26 protein-coding genes are annotated in these 24,051 nt (G+C 31.4%); 5 read left to right on the top strand and 21 right to left on the bottom strand.

Going from position 1 to position 24,051, the window contains the following annotated elements:
- Positions 1 to 4 precede the first annotated feature (4 nt).
- From ACUSRV_RS04270 to ACUSRV_RS04260, 3 genes are read right to left on the bottom strand one after another with little or no spacing between them, the layout of a single operon-like run.
- The gene (locus ACUSRV_RS04270; protein WP_490140682.1) at positions 5 to 2,149 is read right to left on the bottom strand and encodes a xanthine dehydrogenase family protein molybdopterin-binding subunit; all 2,145 of its coding nucleotides are present in this window, start codon (positions 2,147 to 2,149) and stop codon (positions 5 to 7) included.
- On the bottom strand, positions 2,149 to 2,607 hold the full coding sequence (locus tag ACUSRV_RS04265; RefSeq protein WP_490140681.1) for a (2Fe-2S)-binding protein: 459 nt from the start codon (positions 2,605 to 2,607) through the stop codon (positions 2,149 to 2,151). The genes ACUSRV_RS04270 and ACUSRV_RS04265 overlap by 1 nt, the downstream gene beginning before the upstream one ends.
- 44 nt (positions 2,608 to 2,651) lie before the next feature.
- Positions 2,652 to 3,530, bottom strand: coding sequence for an FAD binding domain-containing protein (locus ACUSRV_RS04260; RefSeq protein WP_490140680.1), 879 nt, complete (start codon positions 3,528 to 3,530; stop codon positions 2,652 to 2,654).
- A gap of 199 nt (positions 3,531 to 3,729) precedes the next feature.
- Between ACUSRV_RS04260 and ACUSRV_RS04255 the strand changes: the two genes are divergently transcribed.
- Positions 3,730 to 5,328, top strand: a complete 1,599-nt coding sequence (locus ACUSRV_RS04255) for a peptide chain release factor 3 (RefSeq protein WP_490140679.1) — start codon at positions 3,730 to 3,732, stop codon at positions 5,326 to 5,328.
- 190 nt (positions 5,329 to 5,518) lie between these two features.
- Positions 5,519 to 6,118 (top strand): 30S ribosomal protein S4, encoded by a 600-nt coding sequence (gene rpsD / locus ACUSRV_RS04250; RefSeq protein WP_490140678.1) that lies wholly within the window; start codon positions 5,519 to 5,521, stop codon positions 6,116 to 6,118.
- A 39-nt stretch (positions 6,119 to 6,157) separates the two neighbouring features.
- Here rpsD and ACUSRV_RS04245 read toward each other — a convergent pair whose 3' ends face one another.
- Positions 6,158 to 6,889 (bottom strand): hypothetical protein, encoded by a 732-nt coding sequence (locus ACUSRV_RS04245; protein WP_490140677.1) that lies wholly within the window; start codon positions 6,887 to 6,889, stop codon positions 6,158 to 6,160.
- A 136-nt stretch (positions 6,890 to 7,025) separates the two neighbouring features.
- On the opposite strand from ACUSRV_RS04245, the gene ACUSRV_RS04240 reads away from it, so the two are divergent.
- Complete coding sequence (locus ACUSRV_RS04240) at positions 7,026 to 7,445, top strand: protein-tyrosine phosphatase family protein (protein WP_490140676.1); 420 nt, start codon at positions 7,026 to 7,028, stop codon at positions 7,443 to 7,445.
- Positions 7,446 to 7,498: 53 nt separating this feature from the next.
- Here the strand turns inward: ACUSRV_RS04240 and ACUSRV_RS04235 are convergent, their stop codons facing one another.
- Together ACUSRV_RS04235 and ACUSRV_RS04230 are read right to left on the bottom strand one after the other, a co-directional pair.
- Complete coding sequence (locus ACUSRV_RS04235; protein ID WP_490140675.1) at positions 7,499 to 8,353, bottom strand: YitT family protein; 855 nt, start codon at positions 8,351 to 8,353, stop codon at positions 7,499 to 7,501.
- A 129-nt stretch (positions 8,354 to 8,482) separates the two neighbouring features.
- On the bottom strand, positions 8,483 to 9,397 hold the full coding sequence (locus ACUSRV_RS04230; RefSeq protein ID WP_490140674.1) for a choline/ethanolamine kinase family protein: 915 nt from the start codon (positions 9,395 to 9,397) through the stop codon (positions 8,483 to 8,485).
- A 361-nt stretch (positions 9,398 to 9,758) separates the two neighbouring features.
- Between ACUSRV_RS04230 and ACUSRV_RS04225 the strand changes: the two genes are divergently transcribed.
- Together ACUSRV_RS04225 and ACUSRV_RS04220 are read left to right on the top strand one after the other, a co-directional pair.
- Positions 9,759 to 10,949: a histidine kinase gene (locus tag ACUSRV_RS04225; protein WP_490140673.1), complete on the top strand. Its 1,191-nt coding sequence runs from the start codon at positions 9,759 to 9,761 to the stop codon at positions 10,947 to 10,949.
- A gap of 5 nt (positions 10,950 to 10,954) precedes the next feature.
- On the top strand, positions 10,955 to 11,734 hold the full coding sequence (locus ACUSRV_RS04220) for a response regulator transcription factor (protein ID WP_490140672.1): 780 nt from the start codon (positions 10,955 to 10,957) through the stop codon (positions 11,732 to 11,734).
- 41 nt (positions 11,735 to 11,775) lie between these two features.
- On the opposite strand, the gene eutM is transcribed toward ACUSRV_RS04220, so the two are convergent.
- The 15 genes from eutM to cutC all read right to left on the bottom strand — a co-directional run bounded on the left by eutM (position 11,776) and on the right by cutC (position 24,024).
- A complete protein-coding gene (gene eutM, locus ACUSRV_RS04215; protein WP_490140671.1) occupies positions 11,776 to 12,063 on the bottom strand; it encodes an ethanolamine utilization microcompartment protein EutM in 288 nt (95 codons plus the stop codon).
- A gap of 38 nt (positions 12,064 to 12,101) precedes the next feature.
- The gene (locus ACUSRV_RS04210) at positions 12,102 to 12,752 is read right to left on the bottom strand and encodes a phosphate propanoyltransferase (protein WP_490140670.1); all 651 of its coding nucleotides are present in this window, start codon (positions 12,750 to 12,752) and stop codon (positions 12,102 to 12,104) included.
- Between the two features lies 1 nt (position 12,753).
- The gene (locus tag ACUSRV_RS04205) at positions 12,754 to 14,280 is read right to left on the bottom strand and encodes an acetaldehyde dehydrogenase (acetylating) (protein ID WP_490140669.1); all 1,527 of its coding nucleotides are present in this window, start codon (positions 14,278 to 14,280) and stop codon (positions 12,754 to 12,756) included.
- A gap of 55 nt (positions 14,281 to 14,335) precedes the next feature.
- Positions 14,336 to 14,878, bottom strand: coding sequence for a BMC domain-containing protein (locus ACUSRV_RS04200; protein ID WP_490140668.1), 543 nt, complete (start codon positions 14,876 to 14,878; stop codon positions 14,336 to 14,338).
- Positions 14,879 to 14,897: 19 nt separating this feature from the next.
- Positions 14,898 to 15,557, bottom strand: coding sequence for a cupin domain-containing protein (locus tag ACUSRV_RS04195; protein WP_490140667.1), 660 nt, complete (start codon positions 15,555 to 15,557; stop codon positions 14,898 to 14,900).
- A 60-nt stretch (positions 15,558 to 15,617) separates the two neighbouring features.
- Positions 15,618 to 16,166: a BMC domain-containing protein gene (locus ACUSRV_RS04190; RefSeq protein ID WP_490140666.1), complete on the bottom strand. Its 549-nt coding sequence runs from the start codon at positions 16,164 to 16,166 to the stop codon at positions 15,618 to 15,620.
- Position 16,167: 1 nt separating this feature from the next.
- Positions 16,168 to 17,496 carry a 4Fe-4S dicluster domain-containing protein gene (locus ACUSRV_RS04185; RefSeq protein ID WP_490140665.1) on the bottom strand — a complete coding sequence of 443 codons (1,329 nt, stop codon included), beginning with the start codon at positions 17,494 to 17,496 and terminating at the stop codon, positions 16,168 to 16,170.
- A 17-nt stretch (positions 17,497 to 17,513) separates the two neighbouring features.
- Positions 17,514 to 17,777, bottom strand: coding sequence for a EutN/CcmL family microcompartment protein (locus ACUSRV_RS04180; protein WP_490140664.1), 264 nt, complete (start codon positions 17,775 to 17,777; stop codon positions 17,514 to 17,516).
- Positions 17,771 to 18,076 carry a BMC domain-containing protein gene (locus ACUSRV_RS04175; protein ID WP_490140663.1) on the bottom strand — a complete coding sequence of 102 codons (306 nt, stop codon included), beginning with the start codon at positions 18,074 to 18,076 and terminating at the stop codon, positions 17,771 to 17,773. Before ACUSRV_RS04175 ends, ACUSRV_RS04180 begins: the two co-directional genes overlap by 7 nt.
- 13 nt (positions 18,077 to 18,089) lie before the next feature.
- Entirely contained in the window at positions 18,090 to 18,935 is an 846-nt protein-coding gene (eutJ, locus tag ACUSRV_RS04170; protein ID WP_490140662.1) for an ethanolamine utilization protein EutJ, read from the bottom strand.
- Positions 18,917 to 19,564 carry a hypothetical protein gene (locus ACUSRV_RS04165; RefSeq protein ID WP_490140661.1) on the bottom strand — a complete coding sequence of 216 codons (648 nt, stop codon included), beginning with the start codon at positions 19,562 to 19,564 and terminating at the stop codon, positions 18,917 to 18,919. The genes eutJ and ACUSRV_RS04165 overlap by 19 nt, the downstream gene beginning before the upstream one ends.
- A 12-nt stretch (positions 19,565 to 19,576) precedes the next feature.
- Positions 19,577 to 20,023 carry a EutP/PduV family microcompartment system protein gene (locus ACUSRV_RS04160; RefSeq protein ID WP_490140660.1) on the bottom strand — a complete coding sequence of 149 codons (447 nt, stop codon included), beginning with the start codon at positions 20,021 to 20,023 and terminating at the stop codon, positions 19,577 to 19,579.
- Positions 20,020 to 20,373: an ethanolamine utilization microcompartment protein EutS gene (gene eutS / locus ACUSRV_RS04155; RefSeq protein ID WP_490140659.1), complete on the bottom strand. Its 354-nt coding sequence runs from the start codon at positions 20,371 to 20,373 to the stop codon at positions 20,020 to 20,022. Before eutS ends, ACUSRV_RS04160 begins: the two co-directional genes overlap by 4 nt.
- 41 nt (positions 20,374 to 20,414) lie before the next feature.
- Positions 20,415 to 21,365: a choline TMA-lyase-activating enzyme gene (gene cutD, locus ACUSRV_RS04150; protein ID WP_490140658.1), complete on the bottom strand. Its 951-nt coding sequence runs from the start codon at positions 21,363 to 21,365 to the stop codon at positions 20,415 to 20,417.
- A gap of 112 nt (positions 21,366 to 21,477) precedes the next feature.
- On the bottom strand, positions 21,478 to 24,024 hold the full coding sequence (gene cutC / locus ACUSRV_RS04145) for a choline trimethylamine-lyase (RefSeq protein WP_490140657.1): 2,547 nt from the start codon (positions 24,022 to 24,024) through the stop codon (positions 21,478 to 21,480).
- Positions 24,025 to 24,051: the final 27 nt, after the last annotated feature.

Genomic DNA, 24,051 nt, shown 5'->3' with positions numbered 1-24,051 from the left:
CAATTTATATAGACGATTTTATTGCTTTGAGTATTTTATTAGGTGTTGCAGGTAATTCATTTATTCTAGCTCCAGTTGCACTTGCTATTGCGTTTAAAATAGCTGGGGCTACATACACCATAACGGGCTCTCCTATTCCTTTTGCTCCAAAAGGTGCGGAACTTTCTTCATCTTCTACTATTATCTTTTTAAAATCAACTATATCTAATGATGTTGGTATAAGGTATTTGGATAATTTATTGTTTTTGATTTCTCCATTTACAACGTTTAAATCTTCCATCAAAGTATACCCAACACCCATTGCGAATCCTCCATCTATTTGCCCTTCTATTAAATGAGGGTTTATTGCTTTTCCTACGTCTTGTGCTACTACTGCTTTTACTATATTTACTATTCCACTTTCTTCATCTACATCTACTTCTATTCCACATGCTCCAAATGTATATGGCCAGTATGGGTTTCCAATTCCAGTTTCTTCATCCATTGTCGTTGTGTATGCTGTAAATGATCCCTCTTTACTTAAAAGTGATTTATCCATGTTTTTATAAATTTCTTTTAAATCACAATTTTTTATATCGTATTCATTGCTTATTTCATCTCTTAATTTTTCACAAGCTATTTTTATGGCATTTCCTGTGTTATAAGTTTGGCGGCTTGCAGCAGCTGTTCCAGAGTCTGGTGTTATTGATGTATCTTCATTTATAAATATTACATCTTCAACTTTAATATTTAAAACCTCAGCTCCTATTTGGCTCATTATAGTTTTTGCTCCTTGACCAACTTCAGTTGCTCCAACGTATATTTCTAATTTTCCATCTTTATTTATTTTGACATTTGCATTTGAAACATCCGGGAATCCATTTCCATATCCAGTTCCATAAAACATTATTCCAATTCCTGTTCCTTTTTTGCTAAAATTCATATGTTTACTAACTTCTTTTATACATTTTTCAAGTGGAATACTTTCTTTTAATATCTGATTTGTAGCTGTTTTGCTTCCTACTTTGAATATATTTTTAAATCTAAATTCTATAGGATCCATATTTAATTTTTTTGCTAATATATCCATTTGTTGTTCATAGGCTACTGGCACCTGTGTTGCTCCAAATCCTCTCATAGCACCGCTAAATGGATTGTTTGTATATACTGCATAACTATCTACACAAACATTTTCTACTTCATATGGTCCAGTTGCATGTACTCCTGATTTTCTTAAAACGTTTATCGCCCAAGATGCATAAGCACCTGTATCCCCTATTATAGTAGCTTTCAATGCTTTTAGTTTTCCATCTTTAGTTGCTCCGGTTTTGTATTTCATAATCATTGAATGTCTTTTAGAATGGGCTACAAATGATTCTTCTCTAGAGTAGATTGTTTTGACTGGCTTTTTTAAGATTTTAGTTGCTAAAGCTAAATGTATTTGCATTGTAATATCTTCTCTTCCCCCAAATGCACCTCCAACTGCACAGTTTATTATCGTTACCTTATCTTTATCTATTTCAAGTGCTTCTGCTACTTCTATTTGGTCGAAATGAGGATATTGAGTCGCTGTGTACAATACTATATTACCTTCTTCATCAAGTTTTGCTACTCCACTTTCAGGTTGCAAAAACGCGTGGTCAACTTGAGGAACTTTATATTCGTTTTCAACTACTACATCACATTCATCAAATGCTTTATCAACATCGCCATTTCTAAGTTTAAAATGATGTACTATATTACTATTATTGTCATGTACTTTAGGGCTATCATCTTCCATAGCTTTTATAGGATCAAATACCCCTTCTATTTCTTCATAGTTTACTTTTATATGATTTATAGCATTTTTTGCAGCTTCTTTGGAGTTTGCCACAATAAAAGCTATAGCATCTCCTATTCTTCTAACCTTTTTATCACAAAACACTTCATGGTCTTTAAATACAACACCATGATGATTGTAAGGTAGATCTTTTGCTGTAAATATTTTTACAACACCTTCTAGTTCACTAGCGTCTTTTATATCCACATCTATATAGGCATGTGCTTTACTAGATCTTAGAGTTTCTCCATAAAGCATATCTTCAAAATATATATCTTGGGGGTAAATAGCTCTGCCACTTACTTTGTCATGAGCATCTATTCTCTTTATATTTTTACCTACAACTTCCATTAGTTCTCTCCCCTTATCTTAGATGCTAAGTGTATAGCATCAACAATCTTATTATATCCTGTACATCTACATAAATTGCCCGATATTCCTTCTCTTATTTCTTCCTTACTTGGAGAAGCATTTTTATCAAGTATAGATTTTCCACTTAGTATCATACCTGGTGTGCAAAATCCACATTGAACAGCTCCTACATCAATAAATGCCTTTTTAAGATGTTCTTCTTTTACACCTTCTATAGTAGTTATTTTTTTATTTTCTGCTTGAAATGCTAGTACTAAGCAAGAATTCACTAAATCTCCCTCCATAATTACAGAACAGGCTCCACACTCACCTTCACCGCAACCTTCCTTAGTTCCAGTTAGTTTGAGCTTATCCCTAAGTACGTCTATAAGCCTATCCCCTTCTTTTATATCAACATTGTATATAGTGTCATTTATATTTAGCCTTATATTTTTCATAAATATCCCCCTATTTGAAGCGAATTTTTTATAGTAACTATAAATTAATTTTTCTGTTTATTAATAGTTTTATATAAATCTATCCCCCCATATATAGCTTCTTTTAATACCCCTCTAACCGCATATGATTTAAATTCCCCACTATTTCTATTTTTTAAGTTCTCACTTACATTTTTTTGTAATATATTTAATGCTTTGTTTATATTCTCATCTTCAACAGTTTTTCCAGTTAAATACTTTTCAACCTCATATTCTCTTATGCCAGTTTTACTTAAGGCACCTAGTGCTATATTTACACTTTTAAATTTGTTTTCTTCTATTTCTAACAAAACACTACTTGATATTTTTGCTATGGATAGTGCCTTTCTAAATCCCAGCTTTGAAAATGATAATACTTGATTTTGTTTTGGTTTTTTAAATTCTATGTATGTTAAAATTTCATTTGCAGATAAATCAATATGATTTTTATCTAACAGTATATCTTTTAAGTATGCTTTTCTTTCATTATTCTTACTTTGTATATATACCATCGCCTCTAGAGCTAATAGTGGTGGTATTAAATCAGCACTTGGAGAAGCATTGCATATATTTCCACCTATAGTTGCTCTGCTTCTTATTTGTGGGGAACCTACAAGGCTTGATGCATTTTTTAATCCATGTAAATTGCTACTAATTTTATCAGAGTTTATAATGTCGTTAAGTGTTGTACATGCACCTATTTTTATTGTATTATCTTCGTCTTTTATAATCTTAAGTTTTTCTATGTCGCTGATATCAATTAAAATTTCTTCGTTAAATTTATTATTTCTAATATCAATAATTAAGTCAGTTCCACCTGCTATTACTTTTGCCCTTGATTTTTTAACATCAAGTATATTCAGTACTTCATCGAAGTCTTTCGCTTTATATACTTCTTTAATCATATTTCCCCTCCACAGTAAAAAGGTATTTTAAAATTTTTTCTTATTTAAGAATATGAATTTTATAGTTTGTCTATTACATTATTAGATATATTTAGTTGGCTCAGATATTGACAGTTGCCCAATAAAGTTATAACATCAATAAGGTTAGAGCTTTTTTTATATTTGAATAATTATAAAATTAAAATAAAGGGTGATAAAAATGACAGAACAGAATTTAAGTTTTAATGATGAGGTTAAAAGAAGAAGAACCTTTGCAATCATTTCCCATCCCGATGCAGGAAAAACTACATTAACTGAAAAGTTTCTATTATATGGTGGTGCTATTCATGCAGCAGGATCTGTTAAATCAAGAAGATCTCAAAAGCATGCAGTATCTGACTGGATGGAAATTGAAAAGCAAAGAGGTATATCTGTTACATCAAGTGTTCTTCAATTTGAATATAATAACTTTTGTATAAATATCCTTGATACTCCAGGGCATCAAGATTTCAGTGAAGACACTTATAGAACTCTTATGGCAGCAGACAGTGCAGTAATGGTTATTGACTCTGCTAAAGGTGTTGAGGATCAAACAAAAAAACTATTCCATGTTTGTAAAATGAGAGGAATACCAATTTTTACTTTCATTAATAAAATGGACCGTCAAGGAAAGGATCCATTTGAACTACTTGAAGATATTGAAAATGTCCTAGGAATTCGCTCTTGTCCAGTAAACTGGCCAATTGGTTCTGGTAAAGATTTCAAAGGCGTTTTTAACCGTCATAAAAATCAAGTTGAACTATTTAGTGATGGTAAACATGGACAAGCCATTGCAAAATCTACAACTGGAGATATATCAGATGAAAAATTCAATGATTTATTAGGAGATGCTCTTCATGGGCAACTACTTAATGATATTGAACTTTTGGATATTGCTGGAGATAGTTTCGATTTAGAGGAAATACTAAATGGTGAATTAACACCTGTATTCTTTGGAAGTGCACTTACTAACTTTGGTGTTGAACCATTCTTAGAGTCATTCCTAGAAATAACACCACCTCCTAGACCTCGTAGCAGTAATTTAGGTGATATTGACCCTGAGTCAAACAACTTCTCAGGATTTATATTTAAAATTCAAGCAAATATGGATAAAGCTCATAGAGATAGAATTGCATTTTTAAGAATCTGCTCTGGTAAATTCGAAAAAGGTATGGCTGTAACCCATGTACAGAAAAATAAGAAGGTTAAACTTGCACAACCTCAACAGTTTGTAGCACAAGACCGTGTTATAGTAGATACAGCTTACCCTGGTGATATTATAGGTATACACGATCCTGGAATATTTAATATTGGTGATACATTATCTCAAAATCAATCAAATTTAGAATACACTGGTATACCACAATTTGCTCCTGAGCATTTTGCAAGGGTATCTACAATGAACTCTCTTAAGAGAAAACAATTCTTAAAGGGACTTCAACAATTATCAGAAGAAGGTGCTATACAGGTATACAAACAGCCTCATTATGGTATGGAAGAGCTTATTGTAGGAGTAGTTGGAGTTCTTCAATTCGAAGTTTTAGAATATCGTCTAAAGAATGAATATGGAGTTGATATGACAATACAAAAACTACCTTACCGTCATATACGTTGGATTGAAGCTGATACTTTTAAGCCTGATAATTTTTCAATAACAATGGATACAGTATTAGTTGAAGATAAAAATGGAAGTCCAGTGTTATTATTCCAAAATGAATGGTCTATTAGACATCTAACTGAGAGAAATAAAGGTTTAGAATTAAGAGAAACTTCTTTATAAAATAAATTATACAAATAACGTCTATGATGAATCTTTATTATAGACGCTATTTTGCTTTGCTTTTTATCTATATAAAGTATTTTTATTCTTGATAGTAATTATCATTTACATCAATTCTATAATATGCTATTATATACTTGTATCGGCTTTAAATTATCGCGGCAATTTTTTTAAAGTGGAGATGAGTATTATGGCAACAATGAGACAACCTAGATTTAAATTATCTAGAAGCTTAGGGTTAAATGTATACGGCCACCCAAAAGCTATGAACAGAGCGACTAATGGTACTTCAAGAGGAGATAAAAAGCTTTCATCATACGGAAAACAACTACTTGAAAAACAAAGACTTAGAGCTTATTACGGCGTATTAGAAAAACAATTTAAAAGATATGTCCAATCGGCGATTAACGATAAAGACCAAACAGGATACGCTCTAATTAAAAGATTAGAGTGTAGATTAGACAACTTAGTTTATAGACTCGGTATTGCGTCTTCTATAAGACAAGCAAGACAAATGGTAGTTCACGGTCATATTCTAGTAAACGGTAAAAAAGTTGATAGACCATCTTATGAAATAAGAATCGGTGATATTATTTCTTTAAGTAAAAAGTCAAAAGATATTGAGATATTCAAGGACAACTTCATTTCACAATTATCTTCCATTTTGCCTTATTTCAGCAAGGATAAAGACAATTTTGCTGGGACTCTAGTAAGATATCCAGATAGAAATGAAGTACCGATTGAAATTGATGACCATTTAGTAGTTGAATTTTATTCAAAACTTATGTAAAAGATATTATGGCACATTAGATACCTAATGTGCCATTTTTTATTTTAATTCCCATGCCACCTCAAAATGTGTTAATTTAGTCATCTCAGCATATGATTTCTCGTAATCATTGTGTCTATTTTCCCATATAATATCTAATTTTTCTAATCCATCTTTTCTTTGTTCTAGAGGAAAATAACTTAGTGACTCTTTTAAGTAATCTAATCCTTTTTCTATATTGCCTTTTTTCTTTTCTATCTCAGCTTTGGTGAAATAACTATAATATAAATAACTTTCTTTATATAAGTCAGCATATTTGTACTTAGTAATAACATTCTCTATATCTTTTATAACTTCATCTTCACTACCTAATTGCAAAAGAATTTGCCACTTGGTTTCATATACCTTTCCCCTAACAATAAAATCTAAAGAAAAATCAACTTCTTCTAAAAGCTCTAAAGCTTCATTTATATAATCTAATGCTTTTTTATCATCTTTATAAAGTTTCCAATATAGCCTTGAGGCATCTTTTAATGCCCATATTTTTTGTTCTATAAAACTTTCATAATTATAGTATTCATTTGCTTTGTATTCTTTCATTAGAGATTCTAAGGTATCTTCCATGATTTCTAAACTAGCGTCTAGATTACCCCATCTAGCCACCCATCTTGATGTCATTAATCTACTATTCCAACTATTATAGTCTCTTAACATTTCTATTATTATATCAAGTAACTTAAACCCGTTATTTTCTACATAGTCAACCCACTTATCGTATTCTTTGATATCCATATTCGTCCCCCTTATTTGTTTTTATATAGATATCATATTCGTCCAATTAAATAATAATCCCAATAAAAGATTTTAATCAAGCTACTAGTACCTTATATAACCTTCCTGAATATTATAATAAAAGGAGGTGAACTTAATGGATAGTAATTTAGTAACTCTATTTATTAGCATACTGTCTGTAGGGATTATTTTAGTTGGAGCCCCTATAATAGTGTCATTTCTAAAATCAAGACAAGTTCCTACAGAAGATATCCTAAATATCATAGATGAATTAGCATCTATGGTCAAAAGCATAAATAATTCAATGAATAAAGACAAACAAAGTAAACAAGTTTTAGATTTAATAATTTCTTCAGCAGAACAAGCAGTAAAATATTCAGAACAAATTTATATAGCCGGCCAAATATCTGAAGGTCAGAGAAAAGAAAAGGCAGTTCAATTTGTTAGAACTGTTTTATATGATGCAAATATAGATATCACTCCTGATAGAGAAAGTTTAATAAGTTCTGCTATAGAAGCAGCAGTATTTTTATTGCCTAAGACTACTAGATATTAAATATACTTAAAATAAAAATAAACCACGGTATCTATCGTGGTTTGATTTATGTATTAATGTATTGCTTTTTTTCCATATCTCTTACCTGATGCTTCTACACTTCCTATTGTTATCAAGGCATCATCATCAAATCCATGTATTATAGATTTTATTTTAGCAATTTCTAGTCTTGATACAACACTATAAATTACCTTTGTAGACTCACCTTTATAGGCCCCTTGCCCATCAAGCAAAGTTACTCCTCTTCCAAGTCTTGATGATATAGCAGAAGCTATGTCAGTGTATTTATCTGAAACTACAAATACAGCTTTTGATTCATCTAGCCCTTCAACAGTAACATCTATAGCCTTATATGCTATAAAATATGCTATAAGTGAATACATAGCTCTATCCCATCCAAAAACAAAACCTGATCCACCTAATATAAATACATTAAAAAACATTACTATTTCACCTATAGAAAATGGTAACTTTCTATCTAACATTATTGCAACAATTTCAGTTCCATCTATAGATCCACCATTACGTATTATAAGACCTACTCCTATTCCTAATATAATACCTCCAAAAACTGTTGCTAAAAATATATCTTCAGTTATCCCTGGAATTGGATGTAGTATGGATACTCCTATTGAAAAACATATTACAGAAAATAGAGTTGATATAGCAAATGTTTTTCCTATTTGCTTATACCCAATTATAAAAAAAGGTATATTAAGTAAAAATGTAAATAAACCAAGAGGAAGTTTAGTAAAATAACTAGTTATTATTGAAATTCCGACGATTCCTCCATCTATTACATTATTAGGTATTAGAAAAATCTCAAGTCCAATTGATGCAAGTGCTGCGCCTAGCATCATAAAAAAAACTCTACTAATATTTAACGCGATATTTTTTTGTTTATTCATCCGACCACTCCTTATTTAGTTATATAATATATATATTAGCATATTAAAAAAATATTTTAATAAATTAGCTAAAAAAATATACACTTAACATAAACATGTTAAATGTATATTTTTGAATTAATTTAAGTCCTAATTTTTTACCATTTCATCCATTGGATAAAGGGGCGATAACATAATCTCATTTATATTTTTTTGAAATCTCTCGTATCTAAGACAACAATAATCTAGGAAATCATCTCCACTATAGTGTCTAATCATTGCCCATACCATCCAAAGTAAATCTTGAGCCAACATATAACATTTAATTTTCATTATTTCAGAATATGAAGGAAACTCATCGTAATAATCAATAAGTAGGTATTTAATTGCTTCTTCATTTAATTTTGATTCAAGAATATATGAAGCTACATCCCAACTTGGGTCATTCATTCCTGAGTACTCCCAGTCTATTAAATAAGTTTTTCCTTTATTATCTACAATAAAATTTTCTGGCACTGTGTCATTATGACAAGGAACAAGAATTGTATTTTCAATATTATTTTGCATAAAAATAATTAACTTATTTTTTAGGTCATCATAATCAGAAAAAAAACTTCCATTTAAATCTTTGATAATCTGTTCATATTTTTCTAGCTCTATTTTCCAATCAAAAGAATTATTGAAAATTTTTGAGCTATTATGAACTTTTTTCAATATATTAGAAACAGCTTTTAGGTTTTCTTTAGAGCATGGATTAGTTTGAGCAATATTTTTACTGTTTTTAACATACTCACTAATTTTAATGCCACTGATATCATCAAAGTAAATACATTTAGAGTTTAAATCCAACTCTGATACAATTATGTTATTAACTTTTTCGTTCTTTCTATTGATTATAAGGTCTGTCATGCCTCCTGGCTGTCTAATAACATATTCTGTATTTTTTATATTCATAATATAGTTGTAATTAGTAAGCCCGCCTGCAAAGCGAGATTTGTCAAAAACTATGTTATTGTCATTAAAAACCAGCCTTAATTTTTCTTGTACTAACTCTTCCATTTTCATAATTTTTTCCACCATTCATATTTAAATATATTATTTTATAAGTTTATTTTTTATATTAATAATTTGTATAATAGATTATAACATAACTATAATTTATTATCTTTATCATAATACTAAATATAACTATTTCAAAACAAAAAATGGAAAAATCACAATTTCTTACATAATTACTATATAAAAACCATTGTACAATATCCAAACTTAAATATATCTAGTTAATTATCCTATAAATTATGATATTATAAATTATATGGGTTATAGGAGTAAAAGATAGAATTTTTTATGTATAACAATAGGGGTAATGTATTATAGATTTTCTATTTGTTATAAATTTTATGTCATAAGGGGAGTATCAAAAATCATGAGTAAGATAAAAAAAATGCTCAAAGAGTTAACAACATCAAATTTATATACAAGATATAGTAATATTTTATCGTTATCAGATATACCTTTATTTTTAATTGATATAAATGGGGATATTTTATTTGAATTTATTCCTTCTCCAAGTTTTTGTACTAGTGTATGTAGGGAAAACGTCAGTCAAGTATGCAATGACTATAAATCTAGATTGAATTCTAATGAAGAAAATAAGTTTATATGTAAACATGGCCTTGAAAACATCCTTTTACCTATTATAGTAAATAATGAGACAATAGCTTATGCAGGTGGTTTGCAGGTATATATAAAGGAAAATGAACATCAAAAATATATGATTGATATAAATTCCTTTAAGGAAAATAAATTTCATAACCCAGAGGATGTAGCCAAATCCATATCTTCATTAAATACTGTAGACCCAAATAAAATTAAAATTCATGAACAATTATGTAAACAAATTACTAAGGATATTTCCCTTGATTTATGTCAAAAGGCAAATAATTCACGTGCTGATATTGAAAGATTGTCAATTGAAAAGGAAATGTTAGAAAAAAAAATTATAGACTTAGAAGCCAAAAATATGTCTTTGGTAGTTAATCCTCATTTTTTATTTAATACATTAACCTGTATTGCTCGTGTTGCATATTTTGAAAATTCTCATACAACTGAGGAACTTATATATTGTCTCTCTGATTTACTTAGATATAATTTAAAACAAGACTATCAACTACATACATTAGGTGCTGAAATTGACAACATTGAAAAATATTTATATATACAAAAATCAAGATTTAAAAATCGTTTGGAATACGAAATAAGTGTTCCTGAAAGTCTTAAATCTTATAGGATACCTAATCTGGTAATTCAACCTATACTTGAAAATGCTATAATACATGGTATTACCCCTAAGCGTGATGGTGGAAAAGTATGTATTTATGCTAAAGAAGTAGAAAAGGATATAGTAATCTCTATTATAGACAATGGGAATGGTTTTTCTAAAGATGTTTTGCAAAAAATACAAGATTCTGAAAACAAATCAGGTTTAGGATTTTGGAGCACTGATAAACGTTTAAAACAACAGTATGGACAAGAATACGGATTAAAAATTATAAAATCTGATTATAGTGGAAGCACTGTAAATATAACAATTCCGTCTACACCTATTGTGAGGTGATTATAATGAGCATAATATTAATAGTAGAAGATGAAATACTTGAACAAGAGTTTCTAAAATCCGTTATTGAAGATGAAATTACTCAAGAAGATATGTTATTAACATGTGAAAGCGGAATTCAAGCTATAAAGCTAGCCAAGGAATATAAACCAGATATTATTATTATGGATATACTAATTCCCGAGTTAGACGGATTGAGTACTATTGAAGAAATCAGAAAATTTCTTCCCCATACATCTATAATTATTTTATCTGCATCATCTGATTTTCACTATGCCCAAAAGGCAATAACATTAAAGGTTTTAGAGTATATATTAAAACCAGTGAAACCAACTGTATTTAAACAAGTTTTGCGTAAAGTTTTACTATCTGAAGATAAATCTGAAATTATATCACATGAACTTATTAATAAAAAAATTAATGAACACAAAGGATCTCGTAATTCATTTGTGAAAGAATCAATACAGTATATAAAAGAACATTTTAAGGAAAAGCTAACTTTAGAAATGGTGTCCTCTCAAGTTTTTGTAAATCCTAAGTATTTTAGTCACACTTTTAAAAAGGAAATGGGTATATCATTTTCAGAATATGTAATTGATCTTAGAGTACAATACGCTTGTGATTTGCTAGAAAAAACCAATTATCCTGCTTATCGTATTTCAATAGAATGTGGATTCTCAGATGCATCATATTTTAATAGGGTTTTTTGCGCTCAAATGAATATGACTCCTCAGGCTTATAGAAAATATGTACATACATCAAAACAAAAAATAAACAAAGGGTAGATATTAATATCTACCCTTCTATTATTATATTAAAATTTATTTTAATCTGCCTTATTTATTTTAGGTAAAATTGTCTCAACTTCCATATGTGGACGTGGTATAACATGAACTGAAACTAACTCTCCAACTCTTTGTGCAGCTGCAGCTCCAGCATCTGTTGCAGCCTTAACAGCACCAACATCACCTCTTACCATTACAGTTACTAGTCCTCCACCAACATGCTCTTTACCAACTAAGTAAACATTTGCAGCCTTAACCATTGCATCTGCAGCTTCTACAGCTCCAACTAAACCTTTTGTTTCTATCATTCCTAATGCATCATATTTCATTTTCTATTCCTCCCAAATTTTTATTTTTTATTTTAATTTTATTTAACTATTTTAATTTTTGTTGATGAATTAATATTCATAGCATTTGCTTCTTCTGTATCAACATGACACTCCAAAACAGAAGTATCATTTGCTCGAATAGCAACGTTGTTGTAAATCCCACCTCTATCTCCAACAACCTCGATTGATACTACCTGGCCGTCACTAACTCCAAGTCTTTGTGCATCTTCACAACTCATGTGAATATGTCTTTGTGCTACAACTACACCTTCTTTGATTTGAACAGAACCCTTTGGCCCAACTAATGTTATTCCAGGAGTTCCATACAAATCACCTGATAATCTTATAGGAGATACTATTCCAAGCTTAAAGGAATCCCCTGCTAGTACTTCTACCTGAGTTTTACTGCGGACAGGACCAAGAATTCTAACTTTTTCAATTGCACCCTTTGGACCACATATTGTTAATGTTTCTTTACAAGCATATTGTCCAGGCTGCGATAAGTCTTTCATTTTAGTCATTTGGTATCCTTCTCCAAATAAACAGTCCATATCTGCTTGTGAAATGTGTAAATGACGATTTGAAACGCCTACTGGAATTTCATTGCTATCTTCTTTTTTTTCTGTTGAAGATACACTAGCTTGAATAGCTTCCATCAAAAGCTTTAAGACAGCTTCATGATTTTCCATTTTAGTTAGCTCCCTTCATAACTTTTACCAATTCATTAACTAAACTTAAAAGCTTTTCATTATCGCCAAGGTCTATATTTAATCCACTTAAAGGAGAGCTACCTTCAAAACAATTTTTTTCACTTTTCATATTTAGTTCAGGATAATTAAAGGATGAATCGCTACAAGCTAATGTATTACAATCCTTTAATCCATATGCAACTCTTTTTATATTTATTAAATGCATTGGACTGACATTTTCAGAAACTGAACTTCCTCCCCAAGTACCACAACCTAATGTAAATGAAGGCATTAATCCAGTACTTGCTCCAGTTCCACCTTGAGCTCCACCTGTATTAACTAAAATACGAGATGCTGGCTTTTTGGCAAACTTCATTACCATATCTCTATCTTCAGTATGAAGACTCATAGTGTGTCCTATGCCATTTTGAAGTAATTTTATACTAAGTTCGCATGCTTCATGCCAATCTTTAACTGTATAAAAAGCAAGAACTGTTGTAAGTTTTTCGTAGGATAATGGATATTGTTCTCCAACCCCTTGTTGCTCTCCTATTAAAACTTTAGTTCCTTCTGGAATAGAAATTCCAGCAGCTTCTGCAATAACCTGTGGAGTTCTACCTACAAATTTTGCATTCATTGTGTGTCCATTCTTAAATAATAATTTGCAAACTTTTTTAGTTTCTTCTTCAGTCATAAAGTATCCGCCTTGCTTTTTAAGCTCAGCTACAACTTCTTTACGGTTGCATTCTTCAACAATTATTGATTGCTCAGATGCACAAATTGTACCATTGTCAAAAGTTTTACTTGCCATAATATTGCTAACTGCCTTTTCAATATTTGCAGTTCTCTCAATATAAGCAGGGGAGTTTCCAGCACCAACACCTAAGGCAGGTTTACCTGCACTATATGATGCCTTAACCATTCCAGGTCCTCCAGTAGCAATAATCATAGCAATATCTTCATGTTTCATTAATTCATTTGTACCTTGTATAGTTGGTGTAGAAATACTGCTTATAATATTTTCAGGAGCTCCTGCTTCCACTGCAGCATCATGCATTAATTTTACAGCCTTAAGTGTACATTTTAATGCTGATGGATGTGGAGAAAATACAATTCCATTACGTGATTTAATTGATATCATAGCTTTAAAAATAGTAGTTGATGTTGGATTAGTTGATGGTACAATACCCATTAACAATCCCACAGGTTCAGCAATGTCTATAACTTGGTTATGAACATCTTCCCTAATTACCCCCATAGTCTTCATATCTTTAATTGAATCATAAAGTATTACAGAAGCCATGTGATTTTTGTATGTTTTGTCTTCCATTTTTCCAAATCCAGTTTCTTCTACAGCCATTTTAGCCAAAGAAACTGCATTTTCCTTTGCTACTTTAACCATATTACATAGAATCTTATCAATTTGCTCTTCAGTATAGTCGGCAAGTTGATTTGTGGCAATCTTTCCTAATCTTGCAAGGTCCCTTGCTTCTTGTACTGAACGTAAATCATGATCAATATTCCCCAATCAAAACCCCCCATTCTAGTTTTTATAGTTTTTATGGTTTTTTAATATATGTTTTTTACAAATTATTGTTTTCGTAATACTTTATAAACTCTTCAATTAATAACTTTTTACCTATCTTAGATACTTGTTTTTCTGATATTCCAAAGTTATTATATTCAAAGGCTAAAGCTCTAAGTTCTAAAAGTTTAAGCCTTTTAATAATTTTCATAGATTTTTCTAATCCATATTCAAGTACCATTTCATCTACAGATGACCTATTGCAAGAATTACTAAAATCTTCCTGTACAGAAACATTATTTTCAATTACTGATTCTGGTTCAGTCTTTGTTGCTTTAATTATACTATTTAGATCAATATGTGGACGTGGAATTGTATGTTGTGAAATCAATAGCTTTTCATCCATTCTTCTCACTGCTTCTGCACCTGCCTCTACAGCTGCTTTAACTGAACCAACATCACCAGTTACAGCAATATATACAATCCCACCTCCAACATATGTCTTTTCTAATATACTAACATCTGCTGCTTTTAGCATAACATCTGCACTTTCTATAGCTGCAATAAGTCCTCTTGTTTCTATTGCCCCAAGTGCTTGCATTAATTAGTCCTCCCTAACTTTAGCTTATTAAGTCAGCCCAGTTGGCTGGATATGTAACATAAAATAACTTAGCTTTATCAGGAGAACCCCAAGTAACCTTTGAGCCTGATGGAACATAAAGTACATCACCAGGATATGCTGTTAAAGTTTTACCATCAATAGTAATTGTCAAAGTACCTTCAATTACATAATCAATTTCTTCATAAGTTAATTCCCAGTCAAACTTTGACTTATCAATAGTTAAAAATCCAGCACTCATAGAAGATTCATCTTTACTTATTAATTCTTGATAATGTACATTTGCATCTGGATTTCCAGTATCAAATACATCAAACTTTACAGAATTACCTCTTACTACTTTAAGTCCATTACCAGCAGTTTCAGCTGTATATGGCTTTGGATTAGCAATTGAATCAAGTATTCCACTTAAAAGCCCTTTATCCATAACAGCTTTTAGTATCTTGTAAATCATTTCGCTATCCAATTGATCTTCACTAGAGTTTGTAGGCTGAGTATTTGTTGGTTCAGTTTGTTTTTCTTCTGTAGAAAATTCTATTCCCCCTAGTCTAGCTATGTCTTTTGCCGAAGGTGTAATAATTGTATTATTGTCTATATAGATTATTTTCTCCCCTTGCTTTTTAGCTGTCTCAACATCATTTGCACAAATCAACTTTTTCATTTTCTCACATCCTTTCTTATAATATTTAAAACATCTCTTTTGTATAAAAGTTCTTATATATTAAAGTAAAGATGTCATCAATACATCAGATGGTGAAGGTATAACCTCTGTATTTAATAAAAAACCACTGTCTTTTCCAACATATATCCCTGCTTCAATTCCTGCTTGAACTGCAGCAACATCACCAGTGAAAGTAAAAAATGATTTACCCCCTAACCCATTTCCTAAACGCAGTTCTAATGGCTCTAATTCTGCTGCTTTAAGTACTGCATCAGCAGCTATTATCATAGTTGCTTGAGAAAAAGACTCTATAATTCCTAATGCTTGAATTTTATCTGGTGCTGTAGAACCTGTAATTGCTGGGAATACTTGAGGACTAACATTTGGTATAATAATTGAATCAACTAAATATTCTTCTGCTACTCTCTCTCCAGTACTTACTGAATCCTGAACTGATGCAACATCCCCATGAACTATTGCAATGTATTTTCCAGGGCAAGTAGAACCAGCTGTAACTATTTCAACATCAGAAACTTTTACCATTTGGTCTGCTGCATATATTCCACGTGCAATACTTGTAAATTCCACCATCCCTATTGCATTTGCCATATTAATCCCCCTTTATTACAATGAAATCCTTTTCAACTTCAACTACAGTTCCAGAAATACTTGTATGTATAGTGGCCCCCAAACTTCCATCAGGAATTTCACCTATTTTTTGTCCTGCCTCAACATAATCACCAACATAAACATTTGGAATTGCAGGTGCTCCTACATGTTGTCTTGTTGATACATGTACAAATTCTGGTTTTAATTCTACTTCATTTATAGGGGCAGGTCTATCAAAGTTATACAATCCCAATCTAGCTACAAGACGTTTACTTGGAACCAATCTATACTCTCTACTTTTGCGAGTTGTAAATTCTGATTTTTTAGGTGTATATTTTATGTTTTGTTCTGCCAATTTATCTTTGAAATGTAAATTTGCAAACTTAGGATGAAGTCCTGCCTGGCATGAAAACAATTCACATAAATTACACTGACAACAAAGCTGTGAACTTTTTTGTCCCTCTAAATCTTCTAATTTATAGTTTAGTGCATTCATCATTTTGTGAGGTTGTACTTCATGGCCTAGAAGATAGCGAGGACACATATCCGTACACATACGACACTGTTCACAAGAAGATTTATTAACTCTTCTAGCTTGATCTGAAGTAATAGATTTCTTTCTTATTAAATGATGATCTTTTTTAAGGATTACAAATCCCTTATTTTTTTTAGTAATATATCCATCTAAGTTATTCATAACAGGCCCCATCATAGGTCCTCCATCAATAACTGAATAATTATCAAAATTATCTATACCACTTAACTTTAATACATCTATAATAGGTGTACCTACAGGAACCTTTACAGTTAAACTATTAGGAACATCTCCTGCTACTGTTATATACTTTTGTGTAACTGACTCATTATAAGATGCATAATATATATTTAATGCAGTCTCTGAATTTAGTACTACACATCCAACTTGAATTGGTATACCGACTTCTGGAACAACTCTTCCTGTTAGTTCATAAACTAATACTTGTTCATCACCAGCTGGGTATATATCTGGTAACTCTTTAACTTCAACAAAATCATCTACTTGAAGTTCTTTTATTCTATCTCGAAGTATAGAAACTACTTTTTTATGCTTTCCTTTTATACCTATAATTGCTTTATTTGCTCCAACGAATTTTCCAGCTGATTCAAAGCCCTTTATAATTTCATCTGGAAAAAACTCCATAAGCTGCTGGTCTACCCTTAATAGGGGTTCACATTCAGCTCCATTTAAAAGTATGTATTCAGCCTTTGATGCAAGTTTTACATGAGTTGGAAATCCAGCTCCTCCTGCACCAACAATTCCGGCTTCTTTTACCATCTCAAGAAGATTCATTATTATACCCCCTGAATTTATCCAAAATTGCAATCTTCATCAATAAGTCCTACAACAGCTGCATCAACTGGAATATTATCATTACCTAACATTTTACGAGCTGCTGAACCCGTACATACAATAACTCTATCTCCAATACCTGCACCAATAATATCTATAACTATTAATCTCTGACCGCTATCCTTGCCTCCAATTACTTCTGCTAACATAAACTTTAATCCATTTAGGGAATCTGCCTTTCTAGTTGCCCATACATTATCAATTAATTTTGCAGCTAACATTCATTTTTCTCCTTATCAAAATTGCATTTTATCTCTGAAATAGCTGACTCTACAGAAGCCGTGTCCCCAAATATTGCTATCATTATCATGTTTTGTGGACAACTTCCCTTAATATCCGATACATTAACACCAACAGCCTTTTCTGCAATATCAGCTGCGCAAATCATATCTATCATTCTACCTTGAACCAAACCTATTGCATCAATACAACTTAAATCATCCTTAACCCCTGTACCTAATCGCTTCATAAGAATATCAATGGTTCCTTTTGATGGAGATTTAATAATTCTAAATTCCATAATAACTTATCCCCTATTCTATAATTTCTTGAGTACAGCTAAGTGCTATTCCTAAAGGAGTTACAAACATAGGATTTTTAGGTTTATGAGTAAAAATTCCTGTCTTTTTTTCTATAATATCTTCAATACCTGTTAGGCAACAAGTTCCACCTACCAAAGATATCTGTTCAACATCATAATCTTTAATATGTTGATTTATAATATATGCTACTTTTTCAACTACAGGCTTTAATACCGTTATTAATTCTCTATGATTTTTGGAATCCCTTTTGTATAATTCAGCTTCATTAAATGGCATTTTATATGAACCAGAAACAACTAATGAAAAATGAGTTCCTCCAGTTGGCTCATCGGCAATATAAACAACCTTACCATCCTTTAATATTGAAATTCCAGTTGTTCCACCACCTATATCTACAACTGCTCCATTTTGAATATTAAGAACCTTATTAGCTGCTGTAGGTTCATCAAGAATATTTGTTATTTCAAATCCAGCAGCTTGGACTACATTTTTAACTGCTCCTGAATCCAAAGTATCTGTTCCTGGTGGTATTGCTGCAGCTGCATAAATTAATTCTGTGTTTAATTTTTCTTCAAGTTCTTTTTTTAGCTCTCTAACAATTTTTATTGCACCAATATAATCCACTACCATTCCATCGCGAACTACATCAGCATATCTGTAAGTTCCTGCAACTGGCTTATAATTTTCATCCAAAACTGCTAAAACAACACATGCTGTACCTAAATCTACTCCAGTATAGTAAACTGAAGATTTACTTACAATTGGCTGTTTAACTACTTTTTCAAAGTCTTTGACAAGCTGATCACAGTATTCATATGTTAAAACCTTCTCTGACATTTCTTACCTCCCAGAACAGAACAAATTATTTGGGACAGGATATTAATATTTTGATTAACCTTACCCATTGTGTGTTTACAAAATTCACTTTCACTATCATTACTGTCTAATAATTCTAAAATAAGTGGTTCTAGTTCTCTAAGAGCACAACGTAATCTATGCAAAATAATTATATCTCTACCATTTTCCAATTGTATGTGAAACTCTGTAATTTCAAAACAATCATCTAAATCATCAGATAAATTAGCTTCCTTTATTCCTGTACATTCTTTAAATTGAAGATTTTTTATAATACTACTTTCTTCTACAGTGTTTTTAATACTTGAAAATTCCTTACCTAAATTTATAACACTTTGAGCTAAAAAAACATCTCTACTTAAAAGCTCTTGTGCAGTAGTAAGAAATATTGCCTCTATTGATTTAACCTTACTTTGAAACTTTTTCTTTTTCCAATTATTTATTGTCTTTTTTTCCCTACACTGGTTTCTTTGATCAAACATACTTATATCGCGATCTCGTAAAAATTCACGTGCTCCTGGGGTAAGTCTTTCTCCATCTTTTATCTCATAATTAGTAAAAGGTTCTTTTCTAAATAAGTCCCGTAAATATTCTTCGGTTATGAACTTCATATTAATCCCCCTTTACCTTTCTTGTTTTGAAAACAAGTATTCTTTTAATTCTTTAATGCCTATTTCATTTAAAACACTTATTTTATAATAAGGTTCTACTGCACCTATTTGCTTTAACTGCTTATAACATAACTCCTCATTTTCTATCATTAAATCAGCTTTAGTTATTACTCCAATTACAGGACAATTAAAAGACTTTGCAAATCCAGGAGAATAAACATTTTCATGTCTTGATTGATCTATTAATATTAAGACATATGATGCATCTTGAGAAAGTGCAATTAAATGTTTGTACATCCATGTATTTTCAATATATGAACCTGGAACATCTATAGTGTTTTTTCCATATATAATATCCTGTGTTTTTCTAAGTGGACCATTATAATCATTTAATACATTGACTAGGGTAGTCTTTCCGCACTTTGTAGGTCCAATTACCATTATTCTCTTCTTTCTCATGTTCTCGTAATAGGAGCTACTGTAAAATCTAGCAGATTTTTAAGTGTATCATTTACTGCACTAAGTGCTGTTTCAACAGATTGTACATCCCCAGTAATAATCAAAGATCCAGTAAATCTATCTAAAAAACCAATTTCAACATCTGCCGCCTTTGTTGCAACATCAGCTGCAATAATAGCTGTTTCATATGGTGTTATTGTCAAAATTCCAATTGCTCCTTTGTCATCTATTCCCAAGCGTTCGTATATATCTTGCATTGGAGATGCAATAACATGAGCTATTGTAACCTGCTTTCCAGGTACTGATTCTTCTATGACACGTTGTATAGATTTTTCACCAACAGCCTTCATAAAAGTTACCTCTCAATCTATTTTCAATATGTATACATATTTTAATGTTTTATAACTGAAACCGGAAAATCATATTCCTTAATCCAACTTTCAATAAGATCCAAATCTTCATTGCTTAATTTTGGATCTCCATCTATTTGATATTTAATACCTAACTGTTTATACTTATTTACACCTAATTTGTGATAAGGAAGTAAGTCTATTCCCTTAAAATTTTTGTAATCACGATAAGGCATTAAAAAATTAATTACCCTTTTTATCTCATCTTGACTATCATTTACCCCTTTTAATAAAGGCATCCTTATTTTTACATTATGCCTACGACGAAGTAGTTCTTTTAGGTTTTCTAATATTCTTTCATTACGAACACCTGTTAGTTGATAATGTTTTTCTGAATCTATATGTTTTAAATCATATAAAAATAAATCGGTGAATTCAGCTACCTTAAGTATAGATTCAAGCTTTGAGTAGCCACATGTTTCAATAGCTGTATTTATTCCCTCTTGTTTACAAGCCATAAGTAAGTTGGCTGCAAATTCTGACTGCATTGTTACTTCACCACCACCTAAAGTAACACCGCCTCCTGAAATTTCATAAAAATCTCTATCTTCTTCTATAATTTCCAAAAGTTCAGAAATAGTTTTTACCTCTCCTACAATTGATAGTGCAGCTTCAGTACAAACATTCTTACACTTATTGCAGCCTAGACAATCAATACTATTATTTACTACATGTTTATTTTCCTTAGTAATAGTATGAATTCCAACAGGACAAACAGATACACAAGCACCGCAATCAGTACATGATCCACTTTTAAACATAACTTGGTATTTTTTCTCTAATCCTTCAGGATTAGAACACCACTTACAACGTAGTGGACAACCTTTGAAGAATACTAATGTTCTTACTCCTGGCCCATCATACATATTGTATTTTTGTATATTAAATATAAACGCCTTTCTTTCGATTATTGCCCCTCTCTTATTGCTCATATCCCTAGTCTCCTATTTGATTCATTTGGATATTTAGATATGTAGTCTATCCAAAAGCTTTAAAGTTCTTAGCTTCTGGATAAATTACATTTAATTTCCCAATCTATCTTAATTAAAAATGAGTAATCATAGTTCTACTTATTATCTCATCTTGAACATCCTTGCAAAGCTCTACAAAGAATGCACTATAACCTGCAACACGAACTATTAAATCACGATACTGTTCTGGATGTTTTTGTGCTTCTAGTAATGTGTTATTGTCTAAATAATTAAACTGCATTTCCCCATTACCAAGCATACATGCAGTACGAAGTAGTGTAATAATACCTTCTTCTCCCTCTGGAGTATCTAATAAACCTGACATAAGCTTAAAGTTGTGAACCATACCTATATTCATATTGTCACAAGACATTTTAGAAACAGATTTTATAATTGCAGTAGGCCCTTTAAAGTCTGCTCCTTGTGTAGGGCTTATTCCATCTGATAATGGCATCCAAGCTTTACGTCCATTAGCAGATGCACCAGTTAATTGACCAAAAGGAGTATTATTAGAAATAGACAATGTTCCATGGCTAAGTACAGAGTATAAAGTCTTGTACTTACGATGTTCCATTTCAGTAAAGTTAATTAAATCAGCAGCAATTAAATCCGCATAATCATCGTCATTACCGTACTTAGGTGCTTTTAGGCAGTCATTTCTCATTTGTTCATAACCAGCAAAATCAACCTTTAAAGCCTCGTTTAACTGACTTAATGTATATTTCTTTTCATCATATACAAGCTTTTTAATAGCAGCCATAGCATCTACATATGTAGCTAAACCAGACCATACAACTCCAGGTCCAAAATTGTACATTGCTCCACCAGAAGAAACATCCTTGGCATTTTCCATACAACCTTCATACATAATAGACATTAATGGCTTTGGAGCTAAATCTTTATGAACACGTTGAGATATAACTGTTGCTACACTACTTAACTGAGTAATATACTTAATTTGTTCTTTGACAGCGTTTTCAAAGTCCTCATAGGTTTTAAAACTATTTAAATCTCCCATATCAGGACAAACTTGCTTGCCGTACCATAGTGGAGTCCCATTGTTTAAAACTAACTCAATACAAATAGGCCACTGTGTATAAGCTGTTGAAGTCCATTGATATAAACGGCCAGATTTTTGTGGTTCAACACAACCCATTAAACAGTAATCACGAGCATCTTCTATAGAAACTCCCTTGGCTAACATCATTTTAATATGAGCATCATCAAAATGACATGCTGGGAATCCCATACCAGAACGAATAACCTCAACTATTTTCTTTAAGTACTTTTTAGGTGACTTACTATGAATACGTGTAGCTAAAGATGGTTGATAAATCTTAACATGGCGAACTGCATCCATTAATAAATAAGTTAAATCATTTGTAGCATCTAAGCCTTCACGAGTAACACCACCAACACACATATTAACAAATGGTTGATATCCTGCAAAGAATTTAGAACCACCTTCACTAGTAACCCACATCAGCTCTGACATTTTTATTAACATACAACCAGATAACTCAAATGCTTCATACTCAGACATACGACCACTTTCTATATCAGCTTTATAAAACGGATACATGTATTGATCTACACGTCCTATTGACATACCTGTTTGATTTTCTTCAACTACTAATAAAGATTCTACAGTCCAAACTGCTTGAATTGCTTCCCAGAAATTACTAGGCTTATGTGCAGGAACTCTTTTGTTTACTTCAGAAATCTTTTGTAGTTCTGCTTTACGCTTAGGATTTGTCTCTTTTTGCGCTAATTCAAAAGCATAATCAGACAATCTCTTAGCATAAATCATAACTCCTTCAGTAGTTTCAATAACAGATTTATAGAAATAAATTTTTTCAATATCTTCAGGATTTTCATAGGTTAATTTAGATAAGTGTTCTTTTGCTTCATTTTGAATATCTATCATACCTTTTTTCATTAAAATTACATCGTATCCAGGGTTAGAGTCTCCTCCACCATTTAATGCATGATATGAACAATCTGAAACAAATGATTCACCTGAAATCTCCCAAACTCCAGCTTCCCGATATTGATCTTCACAATATTCATCTACAGATTTACCTTTCCAAAATGGGAAAAGTTCTTCACGCATGTACTTCTTATCTTCTTCTGAAATATAAAATGGATCTTGAGGACGAGTGCCAATTGTATCAAGTTCTTGTTCCATCCATCTCCATGCTATATCAGGTGAAAAGGCACCAGCACGAGGTGCACCACAAGGAGCTCCTACAATTAATTCATCATCTTGAATTACTAAAGGTGCAGTTTCACAACAATAACGGAAACATTTAGCTCTTAATAAAATTTTAGGCATACCTGGATTTTCTTTGGCAATTTTAGTAATAGCACGTGCACGATATGTTGTTATAGTAGGCTTCCACTTTAAATAAGTTTCTTTTAGCTTTTTTAGACGTTCAGTCATTCCATTTGGAATTCCCTCTTGTTTCACATCTTGTTTTACGTCTTGGTGTACTTTATTATCATCTTTTATGATTTCCTTTGAAATACCTTCAAAAATTTTCATTAAAGATGCTTTTTCTTGTGCGGACATATTTTTAGTAGCTTCTGCAAATTTATTTGAAAACTCACGAATATCCAAAATGCTCCCCCCAATTCGTTCTTATCT

The sequence above is a fragment of the Sporacetigenium sp. TC11 genome, assembly GCF_058146105.1.
Note: the sequence above shows the minus strand (reverse complement) of the source record. Positions and strands in the feature narration are given on the sequence as shown.

Coding starts and splice junctions, on each gene's coding strand:
- ACUSRV_RS04200 (WP_490140668.1), bottom strand. CDS start 14,878: ATGCAAGCACTTGGGGCAATAGAAACAAGAGGACTTATTGCAGCTATA.
- ACUSRV_RS04235 (WP_490140675.1), bottom strand. CDS start 8,353: ATGAATAAACAAAAAAATATCGCGTTAAATATTAGTAGAGTTTTTTTT.
- eutS (WP_490140659.1), bottom strand. CDS start 20,373: ATGAAGGCTGTTGGTGAAAAATCTATACAACGTGTCATAGAAGAATCA.
- ACUSRV_RS04260 (WP_490140680.1), bottom strand. CDS start 3,530: ATGATTAAAGAAGTATATAAAGCGAAAGACTTCGATGAAGTACTGAAT.
- ACUSRV_RS04165 (WP_490140661.1), bottom strand. CDS start 19,564: ATGAAGTTCATAACCGAAGAATATTTACGGGACTTATTTAGAAAAGAA.
- ACUSRV_RS04180 (WP_490140664.1), bottom strand. CDS start 17,777: ATGTTAGCTGCAAAATTAATTGATAATGTATGGGCAACTAGAAAGGCA.
- ACUSRV_RS04160 (WP_490140660.1), bottom strand. CDS start 20,023: ATGAGAAAGAAGAGAATAATGGTAATTGGACCTACAAAGTGCGGAAAG.
- ACUSRV_RS04240 (WP_490140676.1), top strand. CDS start 7,026: ATGGATAGTAATTTAGTAACTCTATTTATTAGCATACTGTCTGTAGGG.
- ACUSRV_RS04175 (WP_490140663.1), bottom strand. CDS start 18,076: ATGGAATTTAGAATTATTAAATCTCCATCAAAAGGAACCATTGATATT.
- ACUSRV_RS04270 (WP_490140682.1), bottom strand. CDS start 2,149: ATGGAAGTTGTAGGTAAAAATATAAAGAGAATAGATGCTCATGACAAA.
- ACUSRV_RS04245 (WP_490140677.1), bottom strand. CDS start 6,889: ATGGATATCAAAGAATACGATAAGTGGGTTGACTATGTAGAAAATAAC.
- eutM (WP_490140671.1), bottom strand. CDS start 12,063: ATGAAATATGATGCATTAGGAATGATAGAAACAAAAGGTTTAGTTGGA.
- cutD (WP_490140658.1), bottom strand. CDS start 21,365: ATGAGCAATAAGAGAGGGGCAATAATCGAAAGAAAGGCGTTTATATTT.
- ACUSRV_RS04265 (WP_490140681.1), bottom strand. CDS start 2,607: ATGAAAAATATAAGGCTAAATATAAATGACACTATATACAATGTTGAT.
- eutJ (WP_490140662.1), bottom strand. CDS start 18,935: ATGTCAGAGAAGGTTTTAACATATGAATACTGTGATCAGCTTGTCAAA.
- ACUSRV_RS04190 (WP_490140666.1), bottom strand. CDS start 16,166: ATGGCAAATGCAATAGGGATGGTGGAATTTACAAGTATTGCACGTGGA.
- ACUSRV_RS04195 (WP_490140667.1), bottom strand. CDS start 15,557: ATGAAAAAGTTGATTTGTGCAAATGATGTTGAGACAGCTAAAAAGCAA.
- ACUSRV_RS04185 (WP_490140665.1), bottom strand. CDS start 17,496: ATGAATCTTCTTGAGATGGTAAAAGAAGCCGGAATTGTTGGTGCAGGA.
- ACUSRV_RS04220 (WP_490140672.1), top strand. CDS start 10,955: ATGAGCATAATATTAATAGTAGAAGATGAAATACTTGAACAAGAGTTT.
- rpsD (WP_490140678.1), top strand. CDS start 5,519: ATGGCAACAATGAGACAACCTAGATTTAAATTATCTAGAAGCTTAGGG.
- ACUSRV_RS04225 (WP_490140673.1), top strand. CDS start 9,759: ATGAGTAAGATAAAAAAAATGCTCAAAGAGTTAACAACATCAAATTTA.
- ACUSRV_RS04210 (WP_490140670.1), bottom strand. CDS start 12,752: ATGGAAAATCATGAAGCTGTCTTAAAGCTTTTGATGGAAGCTATTCAA.
- ACUSRV_RS04230 (WP_490140674.1), bottom strand. CDS start 9,397: ATGAAAATGGAAGAGTTAGTACAAGAAAAATTAAGGCTGGTTTTTAAT.
- ACUSRV_RS04255 (WP_490140679.1), top strand. CDS start 3,730: ATGACAGAACAGAATTTAAGTTTTAATGATGAGGTTAAAAGAAGAAGA.